General features: G+C 55.2%; 27 protein-coding genes. 15 read left to right on the top strand and 12 right to left on the bottom strand.

The window, feature by feature from the left end; all coding sequences use genetic code 11:
- Positions 1–351: 351 nt before the first annotated feature.
- Together PHA01_RS13845 and PHA01_RS13850 are read right to left on the bottom strand one after the other, a co-directional pair.
- On the bottom strand, positions 352–1,884 hold the full coding sequence (locus tag PHA01_RS13845; protein ID WP_271896437.1) for an acyl-CoA carboxylase subunit beta: 1,533 nt from the start codon (positions 1,882–1,884) through the stop codon (positions 352–354).
- A 129-nt stretch (positions 1,885–2,013) separates the two neighbouring features.
- Positions 2,014–2,454, bottom strand: a complete 441-nt coding sequence (locus PHA01_RS13850; RefSeq protein WP_112531313.1) for a VOC family protein — start codon at positions 2,452–2,454, stop codon at positions 2,014–2,016.
- Between the two features lie 268 nt (positions 2,455–2,722).
- On the opposite strand from PHA01_RS13850, the gene PHA01_RS13855 reads away from it, so the two are divergent.
- The 5 genes from PHA01_RS13855 to PHA01_RS13875 all read left to right on the top strand — a co-directional run bounded on the left by PHA01_RS13855 (position 2,723) and on the right by PHA01_RS13875 (position 6,062).
- Complete coding sequence (locus tag PHA01_RS13855; RefSeq protein ID WP_271896439.1) at positions 2,723–3,304, top strand: cold-shock protein; 582 nt, start codon at positions 2,723–2,725, stop codon at positions 3,302–3,304.
- Between the two features lie 153 nt (positions 3,305–3,457).
- Positions 3,458–3,943, top strand: coding sequence for a DUF192 domain-containing protein (locus PHA01_RS13860; protein ID WP_271896442.1), 486 nt, complete (start codon positions 3,458–3,460; stop codon positions 3,941–3,943).
- Positions 3,944–3,954: 11 nt separating this feature from the next.
- Positions 3,955–4,710: an alpha/beta fold hydrolase gene (locus PHA01_RS13865; protein ID WP_271896444.1), complete on the top strand. Its 756-nt coding sequence runs from the start codon at positions 3,955–3,957 to the stop codon at positions 4,708–4,710.
- Positions 4,711–4,922: 212 nt separating this feature from the next.
- Positions 4,923–5,747, top strand: a complete 825-nt coding sequence (gene cysE, locus PHA01_RS13870) for a serine O-acetyltransferase (RefSeq protein ID WP_271896446.1) — start codon at positions 4,923–4,925, stop codon at positions 5,745–5,747.
- 108 nt (positions 5,748–5,855) lie between these two features.
- Positions 5,856–6,062, top strand: a complete 207-nt coding sequence (locus PHA01_RS13875; RefSeq protein ID WP_099999261.1) for a DUF3126 family protein — start codon at positions 5,856–5,858, stop codon at positions 6,060–6,062.
- A 27-nt stretch (positions 6,063–6,089) separates the two neighbouring features.
- On the opposite strand, the gene PHA01_RS13880 is transcribed toward PHA01_RS13875, so the two are convergent.
- Positions 6,090–6,815: a hypothetical protein gene (locus PHA01_RS13880; protein WP_271896449.1), complete on the bottom strand. Its 726-nt coding sequence runs from the start codon at positions 6,813–6,815 to the stop codon at positions 6,090–6,092.
- A 136-nt stretch (positions 6,816–6,951) separates the two neighbouring features.
- On the opposite strand from PHA01_RS13880, the gene PHA01_RS13885 reads away from it, so the two are divergent.
- Complete coding sequence (locus tag PHA01_RS13885; RefSeq protein ID WP_271896451.1) at positions 6,952–7,479, top strand: gamma carbonic anhydrase family protein; 528 nt, start codon at positions 6,952–6,954, stop codon at positions 7,477–7,479.
- A gap of 48 nt (positions 7,480–7,527) precedes the next feature.
- Here PHA01_RS13885 and PHA01_RS13890 read toward each other — a convergent pair whose 3' ends face one another.
- From PHA01_RS13890 to PHA01_RS13900, 3 genes are all read right to left on the bottom strand, one after another.
- On the bottom strand, positions 7,528–8,124 hold the full coding sequence (locus PHA01_RS13890; RefSeq protein WP_417020965.1) for a transglutaminase-like cysteine peptidase: 597 nt from the start codon (positions 8,122–8,124) through the stop codon (positions 7,528–7,530).
- Between the two features lie 371 nt (positions 8,125–8,495).
- Positions 8,496–9,104: a PilZ domain-containing protein gene (locus PHA01_RS13895; protein ID WP_271896453.1), complete on the bottom strand. Its 609-nt coding sequence runs from the start codon at positions 9,102–9,104 to the stop codon at positions 8,496–8,498.
- 106 nt (positions 9,105–9,210) lie between these two features.
- Positions 9,211–9,843 (bottom strand): PAS domain-containing protein, encoded by a 633-nt coding sequence (locus PHA01_RS13900; RefSeq protein WP_271896455.1) that lies wholly within the window; start codon positions 9,841–9,843, stop codon positions 9,211–9,213.
- Positions 9,844–10,153: 310 nt separating this feature from the next.
- Here PHA01_RS13900 and PHA01_RS13905 point away from each other — a divergent pair, with 310 nt between their 5' ends.
- Together PHA01_RS13905 and PHA01_RS13910 are read left to right on the top strand one after the other, a co-directional pair.
- A complete protein-coding gene (locus PHA01_RS13905; RefSeq protein ID WP_271896457.1) occupies positions 10,154–10,888 on the top strand; it encodes a rhomboid family intramembrane serine protease in 735 nt (244 codons plus the stop codon).
- Positions 10,889–10,998: 110 nt separating this feature from the next.
- Positions 10,999–11,430, top strand: a complete 432-nt coding sequence (locus tag PHA01_RS13910) for a CBS domain-containing protein (protein WP_271896458.1) — start codon at positions 10,999–11,001, stop codon at positions 11,428–11,430.
- A gap of 6 nt (positions 11,431–11,436) precedes the next feature.
- Here the strand turns inward: PHA01_RS13910 and PHA01_RS13915 are convergent, their stop codons facing one another.
- The 3 genes from PHA01_RS13915 to folE form a co-directional block, all read right to left on the bottom strand.
- Entirely contained in the window at positions 11,437–12,405 is a 969-nt protein-coding gene (locus PHA01_RS13915; protein WP_271896459.1) for a patatin family protein, read from the bottom strand.
- 325 nt (positions 12,406–12,730) lie between these two features.
- Positions 12,731–13,153, bottom strand: coding sequence for a phosphoribosyl-AMP cyclohydrolase (gene hisI / locus PHA01_RS13920; RefSeq protein ID WP_271896460.1), 423 nt, complete (start codon positions 13,151–13,153; stop codon positions 12,731–12,733).
- 17 nt (positions 13,154–13,170) lie between these two features.
- Positions 13,171–13,797: a GTP cyclohydrolase I FolE gene (gene folE / locus PHA01_RS13925; protein ID WP_112531326.1), complete on the bottom strand. Its 627-nt coding sequence runs from the start codon at positions 13,795–13,797 to the stop codon at positions 13,171–13,173.
- 272 nt (positions 13,798–14,069) lie between these two features.
- Here folE and PHA01_RS13930 point away from each other — a divergent pair, with 272 nt between their 5' ends.
- The 4 genes from PHA01_RS13930 (at position 14,070) to PHA01_RS13945 (ending at position 17,929) form a co-directional block, all read left to right on the top strand.
- Complete coding sequence (locus PHA01_RS13930) at positions 14,070–14,516, top strand: iron-sulfur cluster assembly scaffold protein (RefSeq protein ID WP_271896671.1); 447 nt, start codon at positions 14,070–14,072, stop codon at positions 14,514–14,516.
- 5 nt (positions 14,517–14,521) lie between these two features.
- Positions 14,522–14,887, top strand: coding sequence for a membrane protein insertion efficiency factor YidD (gene yidD, locus PHA01_RS13935; protein WP_271896461.1), 366 nt, complete (start codon positions 14,522–14,524; stop codon positions 14,885–14,887).
- Positions 14,888–15,024: 137 nt separating this feature from the next.
- Positions 15,025–17,013 carry a threonine--tRNA ligase gene (thrS, locus tag PHA01_RS13940; RefSeq protein ID WP_271896462.1) on the top strand — a complete coding sequence of 663 codons (1,989 nt, stop codon included), beginning with the start codon at positions 15,025–15,027 and terminating at the stop codon, positions 17,011–17,013.
- Positions 17,014–17,110: 97 nt separating this feature from the next.
- Positions 17,111–17,929 (top strand): lysophospholipid acyltransferase family protein, encoded by an 819-nt coding sequence (locus PHA01_RS13945; RefSeq protein ID WP_271896463.1) that lies wholly within the window; start codon positions 17,111–17,113, stop codon positions 17,927–17,929.
- On the opposite strand, the gene PHA01_RS13950 is transcribed toward PHA01_RS13945, so the two are convergent.
- Positions 17,930–18,958: a hypothetical protein gene (locus PHA01_RS13950; protein WP_271896464.1), complete on the bottom strand. Its 1,029-nt coding sequence runs from the start codon at positions 18,956–18,958 to the stop codon at positions 17,930–17,932.
- A gap of 134 nt (positions 18,959–19,092) precedes the next feature.
- Here PHA01_RS13950 and PHA01_RS13955 point away from each other — a divergent pair, with 134 nt between their 5' ends.
- Positions 19,093–19,686: a nitroreductase family protein gene (locus PHA01_RS13955; RefSeq protein WP_271896465.1), complete on the top strand. Its 594-nt coding sequence runs from the start codon at positions 19,093–19,095 to the stop codon at positions 19,684–19,686.
- Positions 19,687–19,694: 8 nt separating this feature from the next.
- Positions 19,695–20,309 carry a flavin reductase family protein gene (locus PHA01_RS13960; protein WP_271896466.1) on the top strand — a complete coding sequence of 205 codons (615 nt, stop codon included), beginning with the start codon at positions 19,695–19,697 and terminating at the stop codon, positions 20,307–20,309.
- Here the strand turns inward: PHA01_RS13960 and PHA01_RS13965 are convergent.
- A complete protein-coding gene (locus tag PHA01_RS13965; protein ID WP_271896673.1) occupies positions 20,298–21,164 on the bottom strand; it encodes an HpcH/HpaI aldolase/citrate lyase family protein in 867 nt (288 codons plus the stop codon). The two genes, PHA01_RS13960 and PHA01_RS13965, sit on opposite strands and share 12 nt — an antisense overlap.
- Positions 21,164–21,622, bottom strand: coding sequence for a MaoC family dehydratase (locus tag PHA01_RS13970; protein ID WP_334312026.1), 459 nt, complete (start codon positions 21,620–21,622; stop codon positions 21,164–21,166). Before PHA01_RS13970 ends, PHA01_RS13965 begins: the two co-directional genes overlap by 1 nt.
- A 158-nt stretch (positions 21,623–21,780) precedes the next feature.
- Here PHA01_RS13970 and PHA01_RS13975 point away from each other — a divergent pair, with 158 nt between their 5' ends.
- Positions 21,781–22,923 (top strand): DUF2336 domain-containing protein, encoded by a 1,143-nt coding sequence (locus tag PHA01_RS13975; RefSeq protein WP_271896468.1) that lies wholly within the window; start codon positions 21,781–21,783, stop codon positions 22,921–22,923.
- The last annotated feature ends 225 nt before the right edge of the window (positions 22,924–23,148 follow it).

Genomic DNA, 23,148 nt, shown 5'->3' on the forward strand with positions numbered 1-23,148 from the left:
AAGTCAAAATCCGATACAAATAGTGATTTGTTAAATCGGTTTAGTTCTCGTACATAGTGTGCAGTGCAACGGAATATAAATCCGGTTGCGGTAAGGATTGCTCGCGTAAAGAGCGGCTTTAATGGAGGGTGTTCGAAGAATGATAACAATAACCAAAGACACATCATCATCAAATGAAACAAATGTATTGAAGATGGCACAAGTGGCCACTGTCAAGACGATCGTCAAGGCGACCAAGAAGTTAAGCGAGCCTTGCGACAAGCGCACGATTTCCCAGATTTTGCGGGAATCCAATGGTGGTTTCAGCTTCCGTCGCTGAAACCATAGTCCAATTCAGATCATAACATACGTTCAGAGCGGAATATTATCGTGCTTCTTCCAAGGATTTTCGAGATCCTTGTTGCGTAACATGCGAAGTGCCCTTGATATCCGCTTGCGGGTTGAATGGGGCATGATAACTTCATCAACATAGCCCCGCTCCGCAGCGACAAATGGCGAAAGAAAACGATCCTCGTAGCGCTTCGTATGCGCTGCGATCTTTTCTGTGTCGCCAATATCCTTGCGATAAATGATTTCGACCGCCCCCTTGGCGCCCATCACGGCGATTTGGGCCGATGGCCATGCGTAGTTGATATCGCCGCGCAAATGCTTTGACGCCATGACGTCATAGGCACCGCCATAGGCTTTGCGGGTGATCAGAGTGATCTTCGGCACGGTCGCCTCGGCATATGCAAACAGCAGCTTGGCGCCGTGTTTGATCAAGCCGCCATATTCCTGTGCTGTCCCCGGAAGAAAGCCTGGAACGTCGACAAAGGTCACGATCGGGATATTGAAACAATCGCAGAAGCGGACGAAGCGCGCTGCCTTGCGGGAGGCGTCACTGTCGAGAACGCCCGCAAGAACCATGGGCTGGTTGCCGACGATACCGACGGTGCTGCCTTCGATGCGGCCAAACCCGACAACGATGTTTCTTGCAAAATTCTCCTGGATCTCGAAGAAATCGGCCTCATCGACAGTTTTACGGATCAGCTCCTTGATATCGTAGGGCTTGTTGGCATTGTCCGGCACCAGCCGATCCAATGAGTAGTCCATTTCGCCAATCGACTGATAGCACTCGACCGAAGGAATTTCGGCCGTATTGGACGCAGGCAGGAAATCGATCAGCCGGCGCATCTGCAGGAGTGCGGCGACATCGTTGTCATAGGCGCCATCGGCAATCGAGGATTTGGTCGTGTGGATCGATGCGCCTCCGAGCTGCTCCGCCGTTACCGTTTCATTGGTGACAGTCTTTACGACGTCGGGGCCGGTGACGAACATATAGGAGGTGTCGCGCACCATGAAGATGAAGTCGGTCATGGCAGGCGAGTAGACGTCGCCGCCAGCGCAAGGCCCCATGATGACAGAGATTTGTGGGATGACGCCGGAGGCGAGCACGTTGCGCTGGAAAATCTCCGCATAACCACCGAGAGCTGCCACGCCTTCCTGAATACGGGCGCCGCCGGCGTCATAGAGCCCTATGACCGGGGCACGATTGCGCAGCGCCATGTCCTGGATTTTTTGAACCTTCTCCGCATGGGCTTCGGAAAGCGATCCGCCGAAAACCGTAAAATCCTTGGCAAAGACGAAGACCGTGCGGCCATTGATGGTGCCCCACCCGGTGACGACGCCATCGCCGGCGAATTTCGTATCTTCCATGCCGAAATCGGTCGAGCGGTGTTCGACGAACATGTCGAACTCCTCGAATGAACCTTCGTCGAGAAAAATGTCGATGCGTTCGCGTGCTGTGAGCTTGCCGCGCTTGTGCTGCGCCTCAATCCGCACCTTCCCGCCGCCTTCGCGCGCAATGTTCCTGCGGCGCTCAAGCTCGATCAGCACATCCTTCATGGCGTCCTCCTCGTTTTGTCGTTTGATAACAGGAGAGCGCGGCGCGGGGAAGGAATTTGTCTTGGCGTACCCGAGCGTCGCAGAACGATGCACGGGTACGCGTTTAAGTTGTATTCGTAAGCTAAGGTTTTACCAGGTGCCGGTGTTCGGCATCGACAGCCAAGGCTCCTGTTGCGGTAGCGCGGGGCCCTTCTGGATAAGCTCGATCGAGATTCCATCCGGCGAGCGGATGAACGCCATGTTGCCATCGCGTGGCGGCCGGTTGATCACGACGCCTTTGTCCGCCAGGTTTTGGCAAGTCTCATAGATATTGTCGACAACGTAGGCAAGGTGCCCGAAATTGCGCCCGCCGGTATATTCCTCCGGGTCCCAATTGTAGGTCAATTCGAGCTCAGGAGCCCGTTCCGCGGCCGATCTTGCCTTGTCTTCCGATGCCGCGAGAAAGATCAGGGTGAAGCGTCCCTTCTCATTTTCGGTGCGGCGAACCTCTTCCAAGCCAAATTTGTTGCAATAGAAATCCAGTGACTCATCGATGTCCCGGACACGGACCATTGTGTGAAGATAGCGCATCTTTTGCCTTTGATTTCTTTCATGGGGTTGAAAGTCGACGGCAGCCGGCAATGTTGCACGGATTGAACGCCGTCCAGTTTTCGTAACACTTCCTGTTTAGCTCCACAAACTTGTGATGTAGCCGAGAGCAACATCGTTGAGGATAAACACGCGTTTCGCGTGTGGTTTTCAACAAAACATGCAGATGATACTTGCTCTTCGACGTTGGACAGGTGTTATTCTTCAAGCAGAGAATCAGTACCTCGCTGGAGAGGAGGGGCTTCGCTTCATGTCTGACCGAACAGTATCAGCCCGGCCGTCCCCCGCCGACGAAGGCGTAAGCGACAGTTTGGACCTTATCGAAGTTTCGGGCGCAATAAAATGGTTTGACGTGGCCAAAGGATACGGGTTCATCGTTCCCGACAATTCTGATCTCCCTGACATTCTTCTCCATGTTACCTGCCTGCGCCGGGATGGCTTCCAGACCGCGCTAGAGGGAGCGCGTGTCGTTTGCGAAGTCAAGCAGGGCGAGCGCGGCATGCAGTGCTTCCGCGTCAAATCCATGGACAACGCGACCGCTGTTCATCCGACCGAAATGCCACCCGTCCGCACGCATGTGACGGTCACACCGTCGAGCGGGCTTGAGCGTGTCCTGGTCAAGTGGTTCAATCGTACGAAGGGCTTCGGCTTCCTTACCCGCGGCGAGGGGACCGAGGATATTTTCATTCACATGGAAACGCTTCGGCATTTCGGTTTGACCGAACTGCGTCCGGGTCAGGTTGTCCTGATCCGCTTCGGCCATGGCGAGAAGGGCCTGATGGCCTCGGAAATTCATCCCGACATTGGCACCCAGTTGCCGTCTTCCCACTAGCGTATGTTGATATTCACGCCATGACAGTCTGCAAACGGCACTTTTCTGTGCTTCCGGTGCTCACGTACTTCAAGTAGGCTCCGCTCCGGTTCTCGAAAATCGCCGTTTTCGCCTCGTCATGATCGCGAATCCTAACGCACCCTGGAGCAATTGATGTATCGCCTGGAATCAGTTTTCGCCGTCGTTGTTTTTCTGCTGTTTTCAGCGATTCCTGCTCTGGCGCTCGATCAGGCGCCTATGCATCTCCCCATCGACCACACGGCGCTGACGATCAACAGCGCCAGGGGTGACATTCCGTTCCAGGTAGAAATTGCCGATACTGACGAAGAGCGCGAGCGCGGCCTGATGTTTCGCACTGATCTGAAAGACAACAGCGCCATGCTGTTTGTTTTCGACGACACCCGTCTTGTCACCATGTGGATGGAGAACACGCCCTCCGCGCTCGACATGCTCTTTCTGGACGACAATGGCCGTATTTCCGCTATTCGTGAAAATGCAGTGCCATTTTCCCGCTCAATCATTTCGTCGGGCGGCCCGGTGCGTTTCGTTGTCGAGGTCAAAGCCGGCACCGCGAAGCGTCTCGGCTTGACAATTGGCGACAAGGTGCGGCATCCCGCTATAGAGGCGATTGCGCACTAACGGATCCAACAATGCAGTTTTTCGAAAATGACGGACTGAAGCTTGCTTATCTGGATGAGGGTGAGGGCGAGCCAATCCTGCTCATCCATGGCTTTGCTTCGTCCTCGCTTTACAACTGGGTCCAACCCGGCTGGATGCAAACACTGACGTCTGCTGGGTACCGCGCCATCGCAATTGACAATCGCGGTCATGGCCAATCGGACAAGCCGCACGACAAGGCCTTCTATACGCCGACGCTCATGGCGGGCGACGCAGCCGCGCTGCTCGATCATCTCGGCATTCCGACGGCGCATGTCATAGGTTATTCCATGGGCGCGCGCATCAGTGCGTTCCTTGCACTCGAACATCCCGCTCGCGTGCATGATCTTGTTTTTGGCGGTCTCGGCATTGGCATGGTCGAAGGTGCCGGAGATTGGTCGCCTATCGCTGAAGCGCTTATGTCGGCCGATCCGGAGGCGATCACGCATCCGCGCGGAAAAATGTTCCGGATGTTTGCCGACAAGACCAAGAGCGACAAAATCGCGTTGGCGGCCTGCGTTATCACCTCCAAGGAAGAAATCAGCGCAGAAAACATGGCCCGCATTACCCAGCCAACTCTCGTCGCCGTCGGCGGCAAAGACGATATTGGCGGAAATCCGCATGATCTTGCCGCGCTGATGCCGCATGGTGAGGCGATCGATATCCCAGGCCGGGACCATATGCTCGCGGTCGGTGACAAGGTGTTCAAGCAGGCCGTTCTGGACTTCCTCAAACGCCACAGCATTTAACGAAGCGCGAGCTTCCGGACGTTCGTTCCTTGCAGGACAATGCCGCATGAGCTATGGCAATCTTGAAATAACAGGGCCTGACATCAGCCAAATCAATCGCAGGTTCAAAATTTCTTGCGCGATCTATCTGGAAATCAACGTGTCAAGCAACCAATTTTGCCTTATGCTCGTTGTTTGAGAAAATATTATTGGCCGAATGCCTGGAGTAGGAAATGTCCGCAAGCAGTCCGATAAAGATGACCGGATCGGTCAAGCAGATGGACCCGATCTGGCTCGCAATCCGCGCCGAAGCCGAGGAGGCTGTCCGTAACGAACCGCTTTTGGCAACGTTCCTCTATACGACAATCCTCAACCATCAATCGCTTGAAGAAGCGGTCATTCATAGGATTTCGCAGCGACTTGATCATCCGGATGTGGAATCGGAATTGCTGCGCCAGACCTTTACGGCGATGGTGGAGGCAACACCGTCCTGGTCACAGATACTGCGCGTCGATATCCAGGCCGTCTATGATCGCGATCCTGCTTGCGACCGTTTCATCGAACCCGTGCTTTATTTCAAGGGTTTCCAGGCAATCCAGACCCATCGGCTTGCCCATTGGCTATGGAAGGAAGGGCGCAGAGATTTTGCGCTCTACCTGCAAAGCCGTTCGTCTTCGGTTTTCCAGACCGATATCCACCCGCAGGTTCCCATGGGACAGGGAGTGTTCTTCGATCACGCGACTGGTATTGTCGTCGGTATGACCGCGGTCATCGAAGATAATGTCTCGATCCTTCAGGGCGTCACGCTTGGTGGTACGGGCAAGGAAACCGGCGATCGGCATCCAAAGATCCGTCATGGCGTTCTCATCGGCGCTGGCGCCAATATTCTCGGTAACATTGAAATTGGTCATTGCTCGAAAGTAGCCTCAGGCTCCGTCGTGCTAAAACCTGTTCCGCATAATGTCACGGTTGCCGGCGTTCCTGCACGTATTGTTGGTGAGACGGGCTGTGCCGAGCCCTCGCGCGCCATGGACCAGTTGGTCACAAATTTCGATTGAGACTGAGGCTTCACGGCTCTCCACGTCGGACGCCATTTCAATCAAGCCTTTACAGGAATGAGTTTGACGTGCCAAAAGCGCGTCAAATTCATATGACAGGAGACCTCCGTGAAACCCGAAGAACTGAAGAAACTCGACAGCTATTTCAAGCGGACATTCAGAAATACGGAACTCACTGTAAAGGCTCGTCCACGCAAGGATGATTCCGCCGAACTCTATCTCGGCGACGAGTTTCTTGGTTTGATCTACAAGGATGAGGACGAGGGTGAACTCTCCTACAATTTCTCGATGGCGATCCTCGAGATGGATCTCTGAGTCACTTGAGCGAGTGGCGCTCCAGCGTCACTTCCGCCCTTTGAGATGCGCTTCGGCAAATGTTCGTATTTGCTGATCCAGCTTTTGCCAGTCTCCAAGCATTTCCCTCGGAAAGCGGTAGGTTAGCTGCAAATCCTCACCAAGAAATATATCCCGCTGGCACGCTGCAAGGTTGGTTTTCGAGGTTTCCTCGTCAAGACAGCGGGCAACGAATGGCATGTGTCCTGCCTGTTCCGTCGAAACCATCAGCTCCTCATTCACAAAGCCACTATCGGCGCGAAACTTCTGTATCGTTGATCCAGCCGAACCCTTCGAGCCGGGACCCTCGGTCAGTGTGCTATAGATCTGACCGTACCGCCCGGACATATCCTGCGTGGTAGCGCGGGGCTCGAAGGTCAGGAATAGTAGCCGCTTTTCCGGCCCCGCTCCGTTGAAATCCGACAGGAATGCCGGCTGGTAACCCAGCATATCCGGCCAATGCAGATATAGATCGACGCGTTCGGTATCTCCGTTTCGTCGCTGCCTGTCGAAGCGGATCGTGTTTGCCGGAAGCTCAAGCACATTGTTGCCAATGACGATCTCCCGAGGCGTCGCGTCTTCCGTATGCCCGCCAAGCGAGATCGTGTGGCCGAGATAGTGAGCGGCGACGGCCAAAAACAGCGATAGGATCGCCAGCGTTGCGATGGGGTAAAAGACGCGTCGCAGCAGTGGGGTGCCAAGAATAGGCTCTATTCTCTGTGCTCGATACTGCATGACTTTCGGACCAACCGTGTTGAGTGCACTCAACTTAACGCGACAAGTGCTGATTTATGGTTAATCGAAAGTGAAGGTGGCCTCGCCAAGCCTCCCGCCCTTCGCTAAGCTCGCCATGCGAATCCAAGGAGAAGTTATGCCGATTTTCATACTTGACGGGCACTCACCGGAATTTGAGCATCGGGCGTCCAATTGGATTGCGCCGGACGCTACAATTGTCGGCAAGGTGTTCCTGGGTGAAAACGCCAATATCTGGTTTGGCGTGGTACTGCGCGGCGACAACGAGCTGATTCGCATCGGTCGCGACACCAATGTTCAGGAACATACAGCCATGCACACGGATATGGGCTATCCGCTGACAGTTGGCGAGGGCTGCACGATTGGACATCGCGCCATGCTGCATGGTTGTACCATCGGCGATAATTCGCTGGTCGGCATTGGCGCCATCGTCCTGAACGGCGCAAGAATTGGCAAGAATTCCTTTGTCGGCGCAGGCGCACTTGTGACCGAGCGCAAGGAGTTTCCGGACAATTCATTGATCGTCGGTTCGCCGGCAAGGGTCATAAGGACGTTAGACGAGACGGCGATCGAAGGCCTCAGGCTTTCGGCCGCACATTATGTCGAGAATGGCAGACGCTTCATGCGGGGCCTGGAGATAGATTGACAGCAAAAAGCCGGCCCCGATCTGGGCCGGCTTTGAATGTCGAAATCCCTATTTGATACTGCCGACCAGCAGCTGGCGCTCGTCATTGATCGAGACCCATGCGCCGGTATTGTTCGCCGCCTGACGCTTCAGATAGTCGTAGCTGGTTTCGTTCCATGGCTTTATGCTTAGTTCAAGATTGTCGAGAACGTAATCGCCACGATCCGTACGAACGGTGAGAACCGCATGGCCTTCGCCGTTCATCTGGCGAACGACAGTGATCAGGAGATCGCTGATCGGCACGCCGCTCTGATTGAGCAGCTTCCGCTTCAGAAGGACGTAGTCTTCGCAATCGCCAACGGTCGTCGGATATGACCAAACTTCCGCCTTGCCCCAGATGTCCATATCTGTCGCGGGCTGGATCTGTGCATTCACCTGGCTGTTGATTTGAACCATGAGATTCCAGATCTTCGGCGTTAAATGCGCAGGGCTGTCATCGCTGCTCTTTATGTTGCATTCGTTTCGGTAGGCTTGGCAAAATTCGTAATGTCCGATCGGCTGAGACGTACGCCCGCCTGTCTTCATGAATGCCATGCTCGAATCGGCTTGTGCGGTCATGCACATCAAAAAGAACGCCGCGCCAAGCAAGATTGTATTTTTTATCATTTCCCGTCGTCTCCCCGGTTGAGGTGACAATGGCAGAGAGAGTTTGACCGAGCGGAAATGTCGATGAGTAAATATGAATCAAGTTAGTAGCAAAAAATAAACTAATTGGACTATAACTAAGTATTAATATACATTACTATTTTATTTAAATACGACATATATTGTATTTCTACAAGTCAAATACCATTAAGCATTCATTGATGTGACTATTCATTGCTTTACGATCGTTTAATGCCCGATTGCGGATAGGCGATACCTTGCCGAAGTTTGGCGGCAATTTGTCAAACAAATATCCGGCATATGAAAAAAATAACAACGGAATGCAGCCGATTGCATCGGGTTGAACGAATTGATCGTAGGAACAGAGGGTTTTACCCTTCGAAGGCAATATCGATCGCTTCGCGGCTTTGCACGGTTGCGAATTCGATTGCGATGCCTTCTTCGAAATGACGCACGACGCGGCCACGCATGGAACCGAGGATAACCTGGCTGTTCAGGGCAGGGCGCATGCGCAATTCAACGGCTGCTCCCGATATGGAAAGATCGAGGATGCGGCAAGGATATTGCCTGCCATCGGCCATCGATAGTGTCGTGATGGGATTGCGCGGCGCAACGCGTTGGTGACGCCGGTCCTCCGGCATGTCCAGCTCATGTTTATTGGCGAGCCACGTCAGTTGCGCAGCAATCTTGTTCTTCTTGCGATCCGACGCTGTCAGCGAAACTTGAAACCCGCCGTTGACCATGCGCTCGATCGTACCTTCGACGCGGCCGATATGGTCAATGTAGGCAACAACCCGCTCGCCATTATTCGCCATCACATCCGTGGTGATGATGACATCGCCGGGCGACATTTCATCGATCTGGCAGACGTGCTCGGTACGATCCTCCAGCATGAAGCGACCATATAGTTGCACTTTCACGCTATAGTACTTGCCCGCGGCGGCAAGATTGGGGCTCGAAACGTCACGGTACAATTGCATGAAGGCTGTCCAGATATGGGAATCGACAGTGTCTGATGCTGAAAGATTACGTCACAAGTCTTAACGCGAAGGTAACGATGCTGGCTGTTGCTTAGAAATTGCTAACCTAACTGCTGATTTTTCCGCCGTCGAAGACGACCAGATGCCTGACCTTGCGGCTGATGATCGTCCGCGTGGCGGGCAGGGTTGTGGATGCCGTATTCTCCGGAGCTGTAAAAATGGAGTCACCGGCCAAACTGCGCGCCGGGTAACGCGGGTCGATAATTGAAATCGATTGGAGGCGGTTTTCGACGATAGGATCGGATTCGAGCCAGAAGGGCCTGCCGAGGGAGATGATCATCCCCATGAGATGCCGTTCATTGGCCTCGCTGGCGAGTGGCAACAGAATCAATTCGAACAAGGCTCGGCGGCCACGAGTACTCTTACCTTCGTACGTCAGCTGAACGACGGACTTGTTCGTCATGCTGTTCTTGATGAGGCGTACGATATTGCTTCGGTCCTTTATCTGCCAGAGTGAGCCAAACGACGCGCCCCTCAATTCCCGGCCATAGACCGAACATATGCGGGTTCCGGCGAGGCGGAAGCGCGGCTCGCCAGATCCGATTGCCTGGACGATAAAGGTATCGGCGAGATATTTCCTGATCGAAGCGGGTGCAATCTCCCGGCGCTCCGGCGCGGCGCGGGTGCCGCGCAGCCTGTTCCAATAGGCAAAAAGCTCGCTTGTTCCATCATGCCGCATAGGGTTCATCTGCTTTCGGCGCTCAACGCGATTCTTCCTGACATCGGGACTCTGTCACTGACAATCTGCTGGCGCCACCAAAGAAGGCGTAGTCTCCACCGCGGCAGCCGATTAAGGTTAACAAGTGGTTTCGATTGAGCCGCGAGCCGCGCTGTGAGACAGTGTCTACACTAGAGTTTGCATGATCAACTATCCTGAAATTCGAGGCCGCCCAGACCCACTGAGCGGCCTTTTTTCTGTTCATGGGGCTTTGCACCCGAGACCCGAACCAGATAGCGTTCGTCATTAGCAACAAAGGTCATGAACAAGAATGAACGATCCATCCGATATCCGGAACCGGTCCACAAGGGGCGAGCCGATCTTCAATATTCCGGGTGTCATATTGGCCATCATGGGCCTATGCGGCATCGTCTTCGTTCTGGAAACCTATGTCCTGAGCGATGAGCAGAACAATGAATTTCTTTTGAACTTTGCTTTCATTCCAGCCCGTTTTTCAGAGTATGGCGGGTTCACGTCACTAGCCGCCTGGCTGACAACCGTGACCTACTCACTGATGCATGGGAGCGTCGCCCATATAGCGCTTAATATGATCTGGCTGGCTGCCTTCGGGTCACCGTTGGCGGCCCGGATTGGTCCGTTGCGGACGACCCTGTTCTGGATCGTAACGTCGATCGCCGCCGTGATGACGCATTTTGCTGTCTATCCAGACAGTATTGCACCTTTGGTGGGGGCGTCCGGCGCGATTTCTGGCATGATGGGTGCGGCGGCGCGCTTCGGTTTCCGCCGCTCCCCCTTGCGCAATTCGGCGGCCTTCGTCGGCGATATCCTGCCTATCGGGGTGGCGCTTCGGATGCGAACCGTCCTAACCTTTCTCGGTGTGTGGTTTGTCACCAATATTCTGACCGGAATGCTTTCCGTCGGCGTCGATAGTTCTGCGACAATCGCCTGGGAAGCCCATATTGGCGGCTTCCTTGTCGGCTTCCTGGGCATTTCCTTGTTCGACAGGCGTGACAATGGTCGAATGGATCCGGAATTGATGGTATAATTGCAAAATAGTTGCAATAGGCAGCGCATACGCGCACCATAAATTAGATCATCGGATGTATCCGGGGGATGATACGGTGATCGAGAAGCCAATGTGCAAGGAGGATGTACATGACTGTAAAACTGATTCTCGAACGAAAAGGCTATGACGTATTCAGCACGCCGCCGGAGACGACGCTCGGCGATGCAATTACGATCCTCGCCAAGCACAAGATCGGTGCAATTGTCGTTTGTGACGGGAACAATGCCATCAAGGGCATTTTGTCCGAGCGCGACGTTGTCAGGCAAATTGCCGCCCAGGGCGCCGATGCCTTATGGAAGCCGATTTCGGAAAGCATGACCATGAAGGTCAAGGTCTGCAGTGAGAAGCACACGATTAATCAGGTCATGGAAATCATGACGCAAGGCCGGTTTCGCCACCTTCCCGTGGAAAAGGACGGGCATTTGCACGGAATTGTCTCGATCGGTGACGTCGTCAAACTTCGTATCGAGGAAGTGGAGCGCGAGTCGGAAGAAATTCGCAGCTATATCGCCACTGCCTGAAACGGTTCAAAAAACGAGTTTTTGCATGCGCTCCAGTTCGCCGACGCGCGCCATGGTTTCTTCATAACCGAGTTTGATCGCCTCGTCGGCACGATGGAATTCAGCGAGACCAACATGACCGATCTTCGGCATCAGCATGATGTCAGGCGGATCGCCTGCCATACGTGCACGTGAAATCCGGTCCTGGATTATGTTGAACGATTCCATCATGACACCGGTGATGCCCAGCCGCTTGGAATAGGAAGGGTGGGCACGAACTGCTTCGCCATCGCCTGAGCCAGGATTGGGAGCTTCCGCTGCATGCTTGATGACAGCGGCACGGCCAAACTGGTCATAGTGCAGGTTGACGGCGACAACCAGCGGATGCTCGTAAGACCGGCAGACCGCAACGGGAACCGGGTTTACCAGCGCGCCATCGACAAGTGTCCTGCCGTTGCATTCTACGGGTTCGAATACGCCGGGCAGGGCATAGGAAGCGCGCATCGCGGTTATCAGGCTGCCTCGTGTCAACCAGATTTCATGACCGGTATTGATCTCGGTGCATACGGCAATAAAGCGCTTTGGCAGATCTTCAATAGCCAGTTCTTCAAGGTGTTCGCGCAGGCGGCGATCGAGTTTCATGCCGCCGAAAAGGCCGTTGCCCCGAAAACGCAGATCGAGCAGGCTGAAAAGGCCTCGCTTGGTCAGGCTGCGGGCAAAATCCTCAAGCTGATCAAGCTTGCCGCCCAGATAGCAACCGCCAACAAGGGCGCCGATCGATGTTCCGGCAATCATGGAAATTTCTATGCCAGCCTCATCAAGGGCACGCAGTACGCCGATATGCGCCCAACCGCGGGCAGCGCCGCCACCAAGCGCAAGCGCAATGGGGGTCTTGCGGTCGCGAGGCACTTCCGGCGTGATTACTGGCACGTCCGGAGTGTTATCGATACCGATCGGTTCTGCCGCGCGCATGCGGCGCGATGCCCATTCGAGCATGACATATACTCCTGAAACACTGCTCTTTCATATTCCTTTGTATTGGTATCCAAAGGATGAATATTGCGGATTTGTGACCCATTAGCCAACCAATGAAATGGGATTACAAAAGACGATGATGGCGGTTGCGAGGCATAGAGGTTTTCCTGACCATTATTGTCCGTATGGCTAGGTCGTGAACTCAATATGGGGTCGAAATGGTGTGAGGCCATCTTTTGGGATAGAAGGAGTTGAGGCGATGAAATCCATTTCACGTCCTCGCACCTTCTTACCATTCCAGGCGCCATTATCGATCCTGTAGTGGTTTCATGGCCCAGGAAGGCCTCTATTTTGTCTCTAACTGCATTACCAATGATGATGTTCCATTCGTCGTCACGATCTGACGATAAAAGCAAGAGCGGCGTCCGGTGTGGCAGGTCGGACCATCCCCGGCGACAGTTACTTTCAGCCACAAGGCATCCTGATCGCAGTCGGTGCGCATTTCGACTACCGTCTGCAAATTTCCGGATGTTTCGCCCTTTTTCCAGAGGGATTTGCGCGAGCGCGACCAATAATGCGCGATGCCAGTTTCCAGCGTCAATTTCAGCGCATCGGCATTCATATGCGCGACCATCAGCAGTTGGCCGTCACGGGCATCTGTAACGACCGTCGTGACCAATCCGGACGCATCGAAGCGCGGTGCAAACACCGCGCCTTCTTCATTGTCATGTTTGTCGCTCAGGGAAGCGGAGAACAAATCGTTCGGCATAATACCAATTCTGGAAACTACCGGCCCCTGACGAGTGTCATGAACCGTACCTGCTCGTTGATTTCAGTCTTGAACGATCCGGTAAAGGTTGTCGTGGTCGTCGTCGAACCGGCTTTACGGATGCCGCGCATAGCCATGCACATGTGTTCTGCCTCGATCATGACCGCAACGCCGCGCGGGCGCAGCGACTCCTGGATAGCATTGGCAATCTGCGCCGTCATGCTCTCCTGCGTCTGCAGGCGATGCGCAAACATGTCGACTACGCGGGCGATTTTCGACAAGCCAACGACCTTCTCGCCATCGGGCAGGTATGCCACATGCGCCTTGCCGATGATCGGCACCATATGATGTTCGCAGTGCGAGAAGAACGGAATATCCTGAATGAGGATCATGTCCTCGTATCCGGCGACTTCCTCGAAGGTACGGCCAAGCACATCGGCCGGGTCCTGCGCATAACCGGAGAACAATTCCTTGTATGTGTTGGCCACTCGTTGCGGCGTATCCAACAGACCCTCGCGGTCCGGATTGTCGCCAGCCCAAAGCAATAGCGTGCGAACGGCTGCTTCGGCTTCTTCCTGGGTGGGGCGTCGATTATTGTCCTGCTTGGCGGCTGCCGATTGCAGGACCTTGATTATAGCATCCATCGCGATCTCCCGTAGCCGCCCTCAAAGGAGCGACGAGTTAAACGGCAATACACGATAGTCGCTCCATCGGAACGGACGGTGTATTGAAGGCAGACTGGAAGACGTTTCCAGCCCCGACCAACACAATAGCGCATCGCGAAAATTTAATACATGCGACTTTGTGCTGGTACGCTCGAATACTATATAGAGATTGAAATCGGAATTCATAGGGTCAAAGCGATGCACAATGACGCGTTTGCGGTGAACACTGTGTCGAAAAACGGGCATTCATGATGATCAATGACGTCTACAACACGCGCATCCTGGAATTTGCCGGAAACATCCAGCGGCTCGGGCGCCTTGAGCAGCCGGATGCATCGGCCACCGCCCATTCAAAACTTTGTGGCTCGACTGTTACCGTCGACCTAAAGGTGGAGGATGGCGTCGTTTCAGATTTTGCCCATGATGTGAAGGCTTGCGCGTTGGGGCAAGCTTCGTCGTCGATCATGGCGCGGCATGTCATAGGCGCGACGGCACAGGAACTGCGCGACGTCAGGGACAGAATGTTCAAAATGCTGAAGGAAAACGGTACGCCGCCGGACGGCAGGTTCGAAGATCTGAAGTTTCTTGAGCCGGTGCGCGACTACAAAGCGCGCCATAATTCCACGATGCTGACCTTTGACGCGGTGGTGGATTGCCTTGACCAGATCGAGAAGAAAAACGCCGAAGCCGCAGCCTGAAACCAATGTGTGAAAAACCGGCACATGATCATATGCCGAAGGTTGCCAGCAAATATTCGCGTAACTGGCAAGGATCATGGCGGAAAACGCCAGGACGCTTGTTGGGAACAGGGCTGATCAGGCTCTACCAGCTCACCTTGTCCGGATTTATTGGAAATTCCTGCCGCCACATTCCCACCTGCTCGGAATATACTTACGAATCCGTCGCCCGCTATGGCCTGTGGACCGGAGGCTGGATGGGTCTCTTCCGGTTTGTCCGCTGTGGGCCGGGCGGCACACATGGGCTCGATCCGGTCCCGACCGCACTGGACGGGCGTTTCGTATGGTATATGCCCTGGCGCTTTTGGAGCCTTCATCGCCCTAGGTCTTGAATGATCACGTGATTGGCGTTGTGCTTTAAGTACTTTACGCCGGACAAAACAGCATTTAGAAGTGCGCCCGCCGGAGCGGTTTCCGGCAAGCTGGATACCACCCGCAATCGTTGGCGGGACTGGATAGGAGAAAATCGATGTCACAAACAGTTGCCAAAACTGTATCCATGCAATTCCCCGATGGCTCGAAGCGCGAATATGACGCTGCCATGACCGGTGCGGAACTTGCTGAATCCATTTCCAAATCACTTGCCAAGAAAGCTGTCGCCTATGCGGTGGATGGCACTGTGCGCGATCTGTCCGATCCGTTGCAGGGTTCAGGCGCGATCGAAATCCTGACGCGGGAAGACCCGCGCGCGCTGGAGTTGATCCGGCATGATTGTGCCCACGTCCTCGCCGAGGCGGTGCAGGAGTTGTTTCCCGGAACGCAGGTCACCATTGGACCGGTGATCGAGAATGGCTTCTACTACGATTTCGCCAAGAACGAACCATTCACGCCAGATGACCTGCCGGTGATCGAGAAGAAGATGCGGGAGATCATTGCCCGTAACAAGCTGTTCACAAAGGAAATCTGGTCGCGCGAAAAAGCGCGCAAGGTTTTCGCCGAAAAAGGCGAAGCCTATAAGGTGGAGCTCGTCGATGCCATTCCCGAAGGCCAGGACCTGAGGATCTATCGCCAAGGCGATTGGTACGATCTTTGCCGCGGCCCGCACATGGTCTCGACTGGCCAGATTGGCAATTCCTTCAAGTTGATGAAGGTTGCGGGAGCCTATTGGCGCGGTGACAGCAACAATCCGATGCTGAGCCGTATCTATGGAACGGCTTTCAACAATGATGCCGATCTCAACTCCTATCTGCATATGCTGGAGGAGGCCGAAAAGCGCGATCACCGCCGTCTCGGCCGCGAAATGGATCTGTTCCACTTCCAGGAAGAGGGGCCGGGCGTTGTATTCTGGCATCCGAAGGGCTGGAAGATGTTCCAGAGCCTCGTCAGCTACATGCGGCGGCGGCTGGATAGCCATGGTTATAGTGAAGTCAATGCACCGCAGGTGCTCGACAAATCGTTGTGGGAGACTTCCGGACATTGGGGCTGGTACCGGGACAATATGTTCAAGGTCACGGTCGCCGGTGACGAGACCGATGACGAGAGAGTGTTCGCGCTGAAGCCGATGAACTGCCCGGGCCATGTCATGATCTTCAAGCATGGCCTAAAGTCATACCGCGATCTGCCGGTAAAACTTGCGGAATTCGGCAACGTGCATCGCTATGAGCCTTCGGGCGCGTTGCATGGCCTGATGCGCGTGCGTGGCTTCACGCAGGACGATGCGCATATTTTCTGCACCGACGAGCAGATGGCGGCGGAGTGCCTGCGCATCAACGATCTGATCCTCACGACCTATGCCGATTTCGGATTCGAAGGCATCACGGTGAAACTATCGACGCGTCCCGACAAGCGCGTCGGTTCGGATGAACTATGGGACCGCGCTGAAGAGGTGATGAGCCAGGTGCTCAAGACGATCGAGGAACAGTCTGGCGGCAAGATCAAGACATCGATCAATCCGGGCGAGGGTGCTTTCTACGGTCCCAAGTTCGAATATGTGCTGCGGGATGCTATCGGGCGTGATTGGCAATGCGGCACGACGCAGGTGGATTTCAACCTGCCGGAACGTTTTGGCGCTTTCTACATCGACTCCACGTCGGAGAAGAAGCAGCCGGTGATGATCCATCGCGCCATTTGCGGCTCCATGGAACGCTTTCTCGGCATCCTGATCGAGAACTATGCGGGTCACATGCCGCTATGGTTTGCGCCGGTGCAGGTCGTCGTTGCAACGATCACCTCCGAGGCCGACGAATATGGCAAGCAGGTCGCCAAGGAGCTGAAGGCCGCCGGGCTGCAAGTCATCACCGACTTCCGCAACGAGAAGATCAACTACAAGGTGCGCGAGCATTCCTTGCAGAAGGTGCCGGTCATACTTGTTTGCGGGATGCGCGAAGCCGAAGAGCGTTCGGTCAATATGCGCCGCCTCGGTTCGCAGAACCAGACCTCGTTGAAGCTGGATGATGCGATCCAGCAGCTTAGGAGCGAAGCGACACCTCCGGACCTGTTGCGCGCGGCGGCCGAGTAATCTAAGCGAGCATGAAATATGACAGCGTGATGGCTTCATCACGCTGTCATACAGTGTTGAGAAAATTCAGGCCGTTTCAATATTCTGCGGAGTCCACGTGCAGTTTCCAGAGCTTTCTTATGCCAACGACACGCAGACCCGCCTGACCCAATGGCTCATTCGGGCCATCGAAGGCCTTTCCGGTCGCAACTATTATGCCGGGCTCTATAATACATGGCGGAGCGACATCGTCCCCGCAGGTATCGATGTTTTCTGTCGCATGATGGATCTGATCAACATCCGTCTCGATGTTCAGGACCAGTGGCCACCGCAAAATCTGCCCGATACGCCATTGGTGATCATCGCCAACCATCCTTTTGGCATCGGCGACGGCATTGCTTCTTTGGCATTGGCCGAGCAGCTCGGTCGGCCGTTCCGCGTTCTCATCAACAATGATCTGATGAAGGTGCCGGAAATTCGCCCCTATGCGCTTCCTGTCTGTTTCGACGAAACGAAGGAAGCCGTGACGATGAATATGGCGACCCGTCACGAGGCCGTGCGGCTTTTGAAGCAAGGCGTGACGATCGTTGTCTTTCCGGCCGGTGGGGTTGCAACGGCGCCCAAGGGCTTTGGCCGGGCAGAGGATCTGCCGTGGAAGATCTTTCCGGCAAAGCTCGTGCAGCAAGCCAAGGCCTCGGTGATCCCGGTCTATTTCGGCGGACAGAACGGGCGCTTCTTCCATCTCGCGAGCAAAGTTTCGATGACTTTGCGCATTTCGCTGCTGATACGCGAATTTCGCAGATTGTCCGGTAAGGCAATCAATGTGCGGATCGGCCAGGTTATCGCCTGGGACGAATTGAAGCCGCTGGAAGACCGCAAGCTACTGCTCGAACATCTTTACAATGCGGTTTTTTCGCTGGAGCACAGAGCCTATTAATCAATCAAGCGGCTCTTCGCCCTCGGCCGGTTGGTTCGTCGTTGCTGGTGAGCTCGCAGCTTCGGATGCGATCACTTCGACATCCTGATTGCGGCCGGCGACGACCTTGTAATCGCGCTGGTAGATGCGGTCCTTGTTCTTGGCGATGATGACATACTCGCCTTCCGCCAGGACAATGGAAGCAAAGGCGCCGACGCTTTCCCGCACGATGTCGCCGGACGTCGTCAGGACGGACCAGGCAGTATCGGCCAGCGCCTCACCGCCAGCCTCGCGCACGAGCTTCATCGTCAGCAATGCGGCGCGGTGTTCCACGTTGGCTTCGGTGATCTTGCCGGCCTCGACACGGATATCCGAGCGGATCACAGCATTCGCGGTGCCGTAGTTGGAGACGATCTGGTAGGTGCCGGTATTGAGGCGCACCACGCTATCGGGTTTGACGTCCGGGATGATCAGCGCACGTTCGCCGCTCTGGTCGGCGTGATCTTCATAGATGGAAAACCGCAGCTGATCCGGCGGTATGCGCCCGCCGCCTGAAAGCGTCGCATTGAGTTTCACCCCGCCGGCATCGAGGATCATCGTTTCCGTACGCTTGGCGCGGGTCATGGTAATGCGCTTCGTCGCGCCTGCACGTCCGAAAGCTACATGTACCAAATAGCTGCCGGGAGCAAGGTTGAACGAGGTCGTTCCGCCCTTGGCAGTCGCCAGCAATGCCAGCTTGCCGTCGCCGCCTGGCTCCGGTGAGAATACACGCCAGACGAGACCGCGCGGGATTGCTTGACCATTATCGGAAAGTTTGGCTGACAGCACGAGTTCCGGTTCGTTGGCAAACGGGTTGTTCTCGGAAGCCTTCGGGTTGGCGTACCCTTTAAGATTGGGGATGTTGGGAATATCGAGCGCCGGGACATCAGGAAAATCCGGCGCAAGTGCCTGCGCGGATGCGCAGGAGATGCCGGTGAACGCCATGGTTACAAGCAGCAACGCATATTTTAGGGACTTGCCGCCCGTTGAAATAAATTGGAATACACCCATGAAACGGTTTGATCCGAAGCCGATGGCAATTTCAAGGCTTTTTCTTAGCGTGCTACCTTTACTTGACCGATGAAACCACCACATTGTCCGCGCAAACAAGTATACGACTTAAATCAGGACCGCCGTTTTAAAACATGGATACATCCACTCCCAATTCGATCATAGAATTCCTGTCAACCCGCAGTTCGACGCCGATCTCGGCCATTGGACTTCCGGCGCCTTCGGACGATGAAATCCAAACGATGATTCGTATCGCGTCGCGGGTGCCTGATCATGGCCGCCTCACTCCTTGGCGCTTCATCCTCTACCGGGGAGAAGCGCGTGTTCAGATCGGCAAATATCTCGCCGCTCTTGCCGAAGAGCGTGAAGGTCCGCTGACCGAGCAGCGCCGCGATCAGGAACTCAAGCGGTTTGCCCGCGCGCCATTGGTGATTGGCGTGGTTTTCTCGCCAGTCGAGCATCATATTCCGGAATGGGAGCAGTTCCTGTCTTCCGGCGCCGCGGCGATGAAGCTTTCTCTTGCGGCCAACGCGCTTGGCTATGCCACCAACTGGATCAGCAACTGGTACGCTTCCGATGAAAAGGGCCGCACACTGCTTGGTCTGGCGCCGCATGAGCGCGTAACCGGCTTCGTTCATATAGGTACTTGCGCCCAGAAGGTGCCGGAACGTCCGCGACCCGAGATCAAGGATATACTGTCTGAGTATTCGGGCCCGTGGGAAGGCTAGGACCCTAGATGTTCTACAAATACGAGGATGGCCACGGCCTGCCGCATGATCCGTTGAAGGCTATTGTTGCGCCGCGACCAATCGGATGGATTTCCAGCCGCTCGAAGGACGGCAAGGTCAATCTCGCGCCATACTCCTTTTTCAACATGATCAGCACCAAGCCCTGTCTCATCATGTTTTGTTCCGAAGGCTACAAGGACAGCGTCTCCTTTATCGAAGAGACGGGTGAGTTCGCCGCTAATCTGGTCAGCGCAAACCTTTCCGTTGCCATGAACGCAACGTCGGTGAATGCACCGCGGGGCGTCAGCGAGTTCGAGTACTCCGGACTGACCCCGGTCGAATGTACGATGATCAATGCGCCGCGTGTGGCTGAAGCCTTTTCAACGCTGGAATGCGTCGTGACTGAAATCCGCAATCCGAAAGATCGCCACGGTAACCCGGTGGCTTCGATCATGGTCATCGGCGAAGTGGTTGGCGTGCACATCAGCGAGGAAATCCTGACCAACGGCCTCGTGGACATGACGAAAGCCCAGCCGGTTTCACGCCTCGGCTATATGGATTTCGCCTCTGTTTCCGACACCTTCCAGATGTTTCGCCCAAGGTGGGATGAATCATCGGGTTGAGCGTGCAATAAGCCGCTCCGCCCGTCGCAGATGCGGACGGTCGACCATCTCGCCATCGATACCGATCACACCGGCAACCGGATCAGCGGCAAACGCGTCGATTATCCTTCGGGCATGCGCCACGGACTCCGGCGACGGTGTAAACGCGTGATTGATGATCGGTACCTGCGCCGGATGAATGGCCAGCTTGGCGGTAAACCCGTCGCGTTCAGCCTCAGTGCATTCGCGCGTGAGCCCTTCGTCATCGCGATAGTTGATATAGACCGTGTCAATCGAGGCAACATCTGCCGCCGATGCGCCTAGGATCGTCACTGCCCGAGCCAGCCGGAAGATATCCGTATAACGCCCGGACTCGTCGCGGGCGATGCGAGTGCCGATTGCGGCGGACAGGTCTTCAGCGCCCCAACTCAAGCCAATCAGACGGGTTGATGCGCCTGGATAACTTGCCGCCGAGAGTGTCCCGATCGCAGTTTCGGTGATGATGGCGATGATTTGTGTCGAGCCTTCCTCAACGCCTGCACGGGCTTCGTGAACGTTGAGCTTGGCCGAAAGCCGCGTCACATCCTTGCCGCTGTTGGATTTTGGCAAGAGGATGCCAAAGGGCAGGGATGGCATGATGGCGGCAAGATCGTCATCGGCGAGACCGCTGGCAAGATCATTGATGCGAACAAACAGGCGCGGCGAGGGCCTGCCTCGGCTTGCTGTGAGAAATTCGGCGGCGATTTCTCGTGCCGCTTGCTTGCGCTCGACACTCACCGAATCCTCAAGGTCGATCAGCAGCACGTCGGCCCCACTGGTCAGGCCCTTCTCCAGCTTCTTTTCCGAATCGCCCGGAACGAACAAGAGCGAGCGCATCAGGCGACGGCCTTCGATTTCATCATGGCTTGCCGTGTGCATTTCGCGACAAGTACACCGAATTGATTGAAAGCCCTGTGCTCGAATTCGACGATGCCACGATCCGGTTTTGATTTGGATTTCCGCGCCGAGATCACCTGCGTTTCGACCCGCACGGTATCGCCATGAAACAGCGGGGCGGGGAACGTCACGTCGGACATACCAAGATTGGCAATCGTAGTGCCAACAGTTGTGTCATTGACCGAAATGCCGATCATCAGGCCGAGTGTAAACAACGAATTCACCAGCGGCTTGCCCCACTCTGTCTTGCTGGCATATTCGAAATCGATGTGCAGCGGCTGCGGATTGAGGGTCATGACCGAAAACAGCATGTTGTCGCTCTCGGTGACAGTCTTGCGCAGCGGGTGCTGGAATACATGTCCGATTTCAAAGTCTTCCAGAAATAGCCCTGCCATGATTTCTCGCGTCTCCTCTTTTGCAGGAGTCTAGGTCGGCTTTACCGGGATCGCAACACGTGCGTGCTGCCGCCGTGTTATGGTTAATCGATATGGTGAACCGTTCGTAAACCTTTTGCTACTAAAGTCTATTGTAGCAAAGACTGTGGGGCGCAAGATAAATGTCGGTACAGCACTATCTGAAAATGATCGATAATGTTTCGGTTACGCAGCGTTGCCATGCAGCGGCTGCGTTGGCTCATATTTACCTGCATTCCGACCTCGATTTCGACGAACGTTGTGCCACAGAGACCGTATTGACGCTGCTCCTGGACGATCCTTCGCCAAAAGTGCGATTGGCGCTTGCCGACGTGTTCTCTACAAGCGCGCATGCCCCAATTCACATCGTCGCCGGTCTTGCTCGCGATCAAATTGAGATCGCCACCTATATGCTGGCGCGATCCGTGCTTCTCAGCGACGCCGATCTGATCGATTGTGTTGCGGGCGGAAGCGGCGACGCACAGAAAGTCATAGCGGCGAGGCCCAAGGTGTCAATTGCGGTCAGCGCTGCAATCATTGAAATCGGCGAGACGATTGCTGTGCTGGAGCTTCTGGCCAACACCCAAGCGCAGATAGCTCACATCAGCTTTCGCCGCTTGATCGAGCGCCTGGGTCATGTGGCTGAAATTCGCGCGCTCCTGGTAGAAGATGAGCGATTGCCTGCCGATTGCCGCCATGCATTGGCAATCTGCATTGCTGAGGCGCTGTGTCAGATGGATATTGTCGTGGCATTGATGGGCGAGCGCCGGGCCAGGCGCGTTACGCAGGAAGCTTGCGTCAAGGCCTCGATCAGCCTTGTGGCGGAGACCTCCGCTGAGGAATACCCGGCGCTGATCGAGCACCTGCAGTTGCGCGGTGACCTCACAACTGCATTCGTCATCCGGATCGTTGCGTGCGGAAAGATCGATTTCTTCGGTGCGATTCTTGTTATGCTCTCGGGCTACAGCCTGGCGCGCGTGCGTAGCCTTCTGATCGATGGCCGGGCAACGGTGTTGTGCGCATTGTTCAATGCTGCGGGGCTTCCCGCGAGCACGCATCAGCCGCTGCGCGTGGCGCTTAACAGTTGGCACGGCGTTGCCAATGGCAAACTGGTCATCAATTCCCAGGAAATCGTGCGCAGAATGATCGAGCACGTCGCGCCGGCTACCAATGGTGCTGTTCCTGCGGCTGCCAATGACGACATGCTATCGCTGCTCAAGAGGATATATCTCGAGGCAATTCGGGAAGATGCGCGCGATCATGCAACGGCAATTGCCGCTGCGTAAGAGCCTGAACGTAAATTCGCCAAGGCGGGCTGCAAATGGCGCTTTTCTGCGCTCCGATGCTCACGTACCCAACGTACGCTCCGCTTCGGTGCTCGGAAAGCATCATTTTCGCCACCCCCTGTCGAATTTTCGGTCAGGCTCTGGCCCTTCCGCCGAACATTTCATTACAAAATCCATTCAGGCTTTGATCGCATAAATGCGCGCGCTGCCGGTGAAGTGGCGAAA

Origin of the sequence: Candidatus Phyllobacterium onerii (assembly GCF_028331445.1) — a bacterium.
GTDB lineage: Bacteria > Pseudomonadota > Alphaproteobacteria > Rhizobiales > Rhizobiaceae > Phyllobacterium > Phyllobacterium onerii.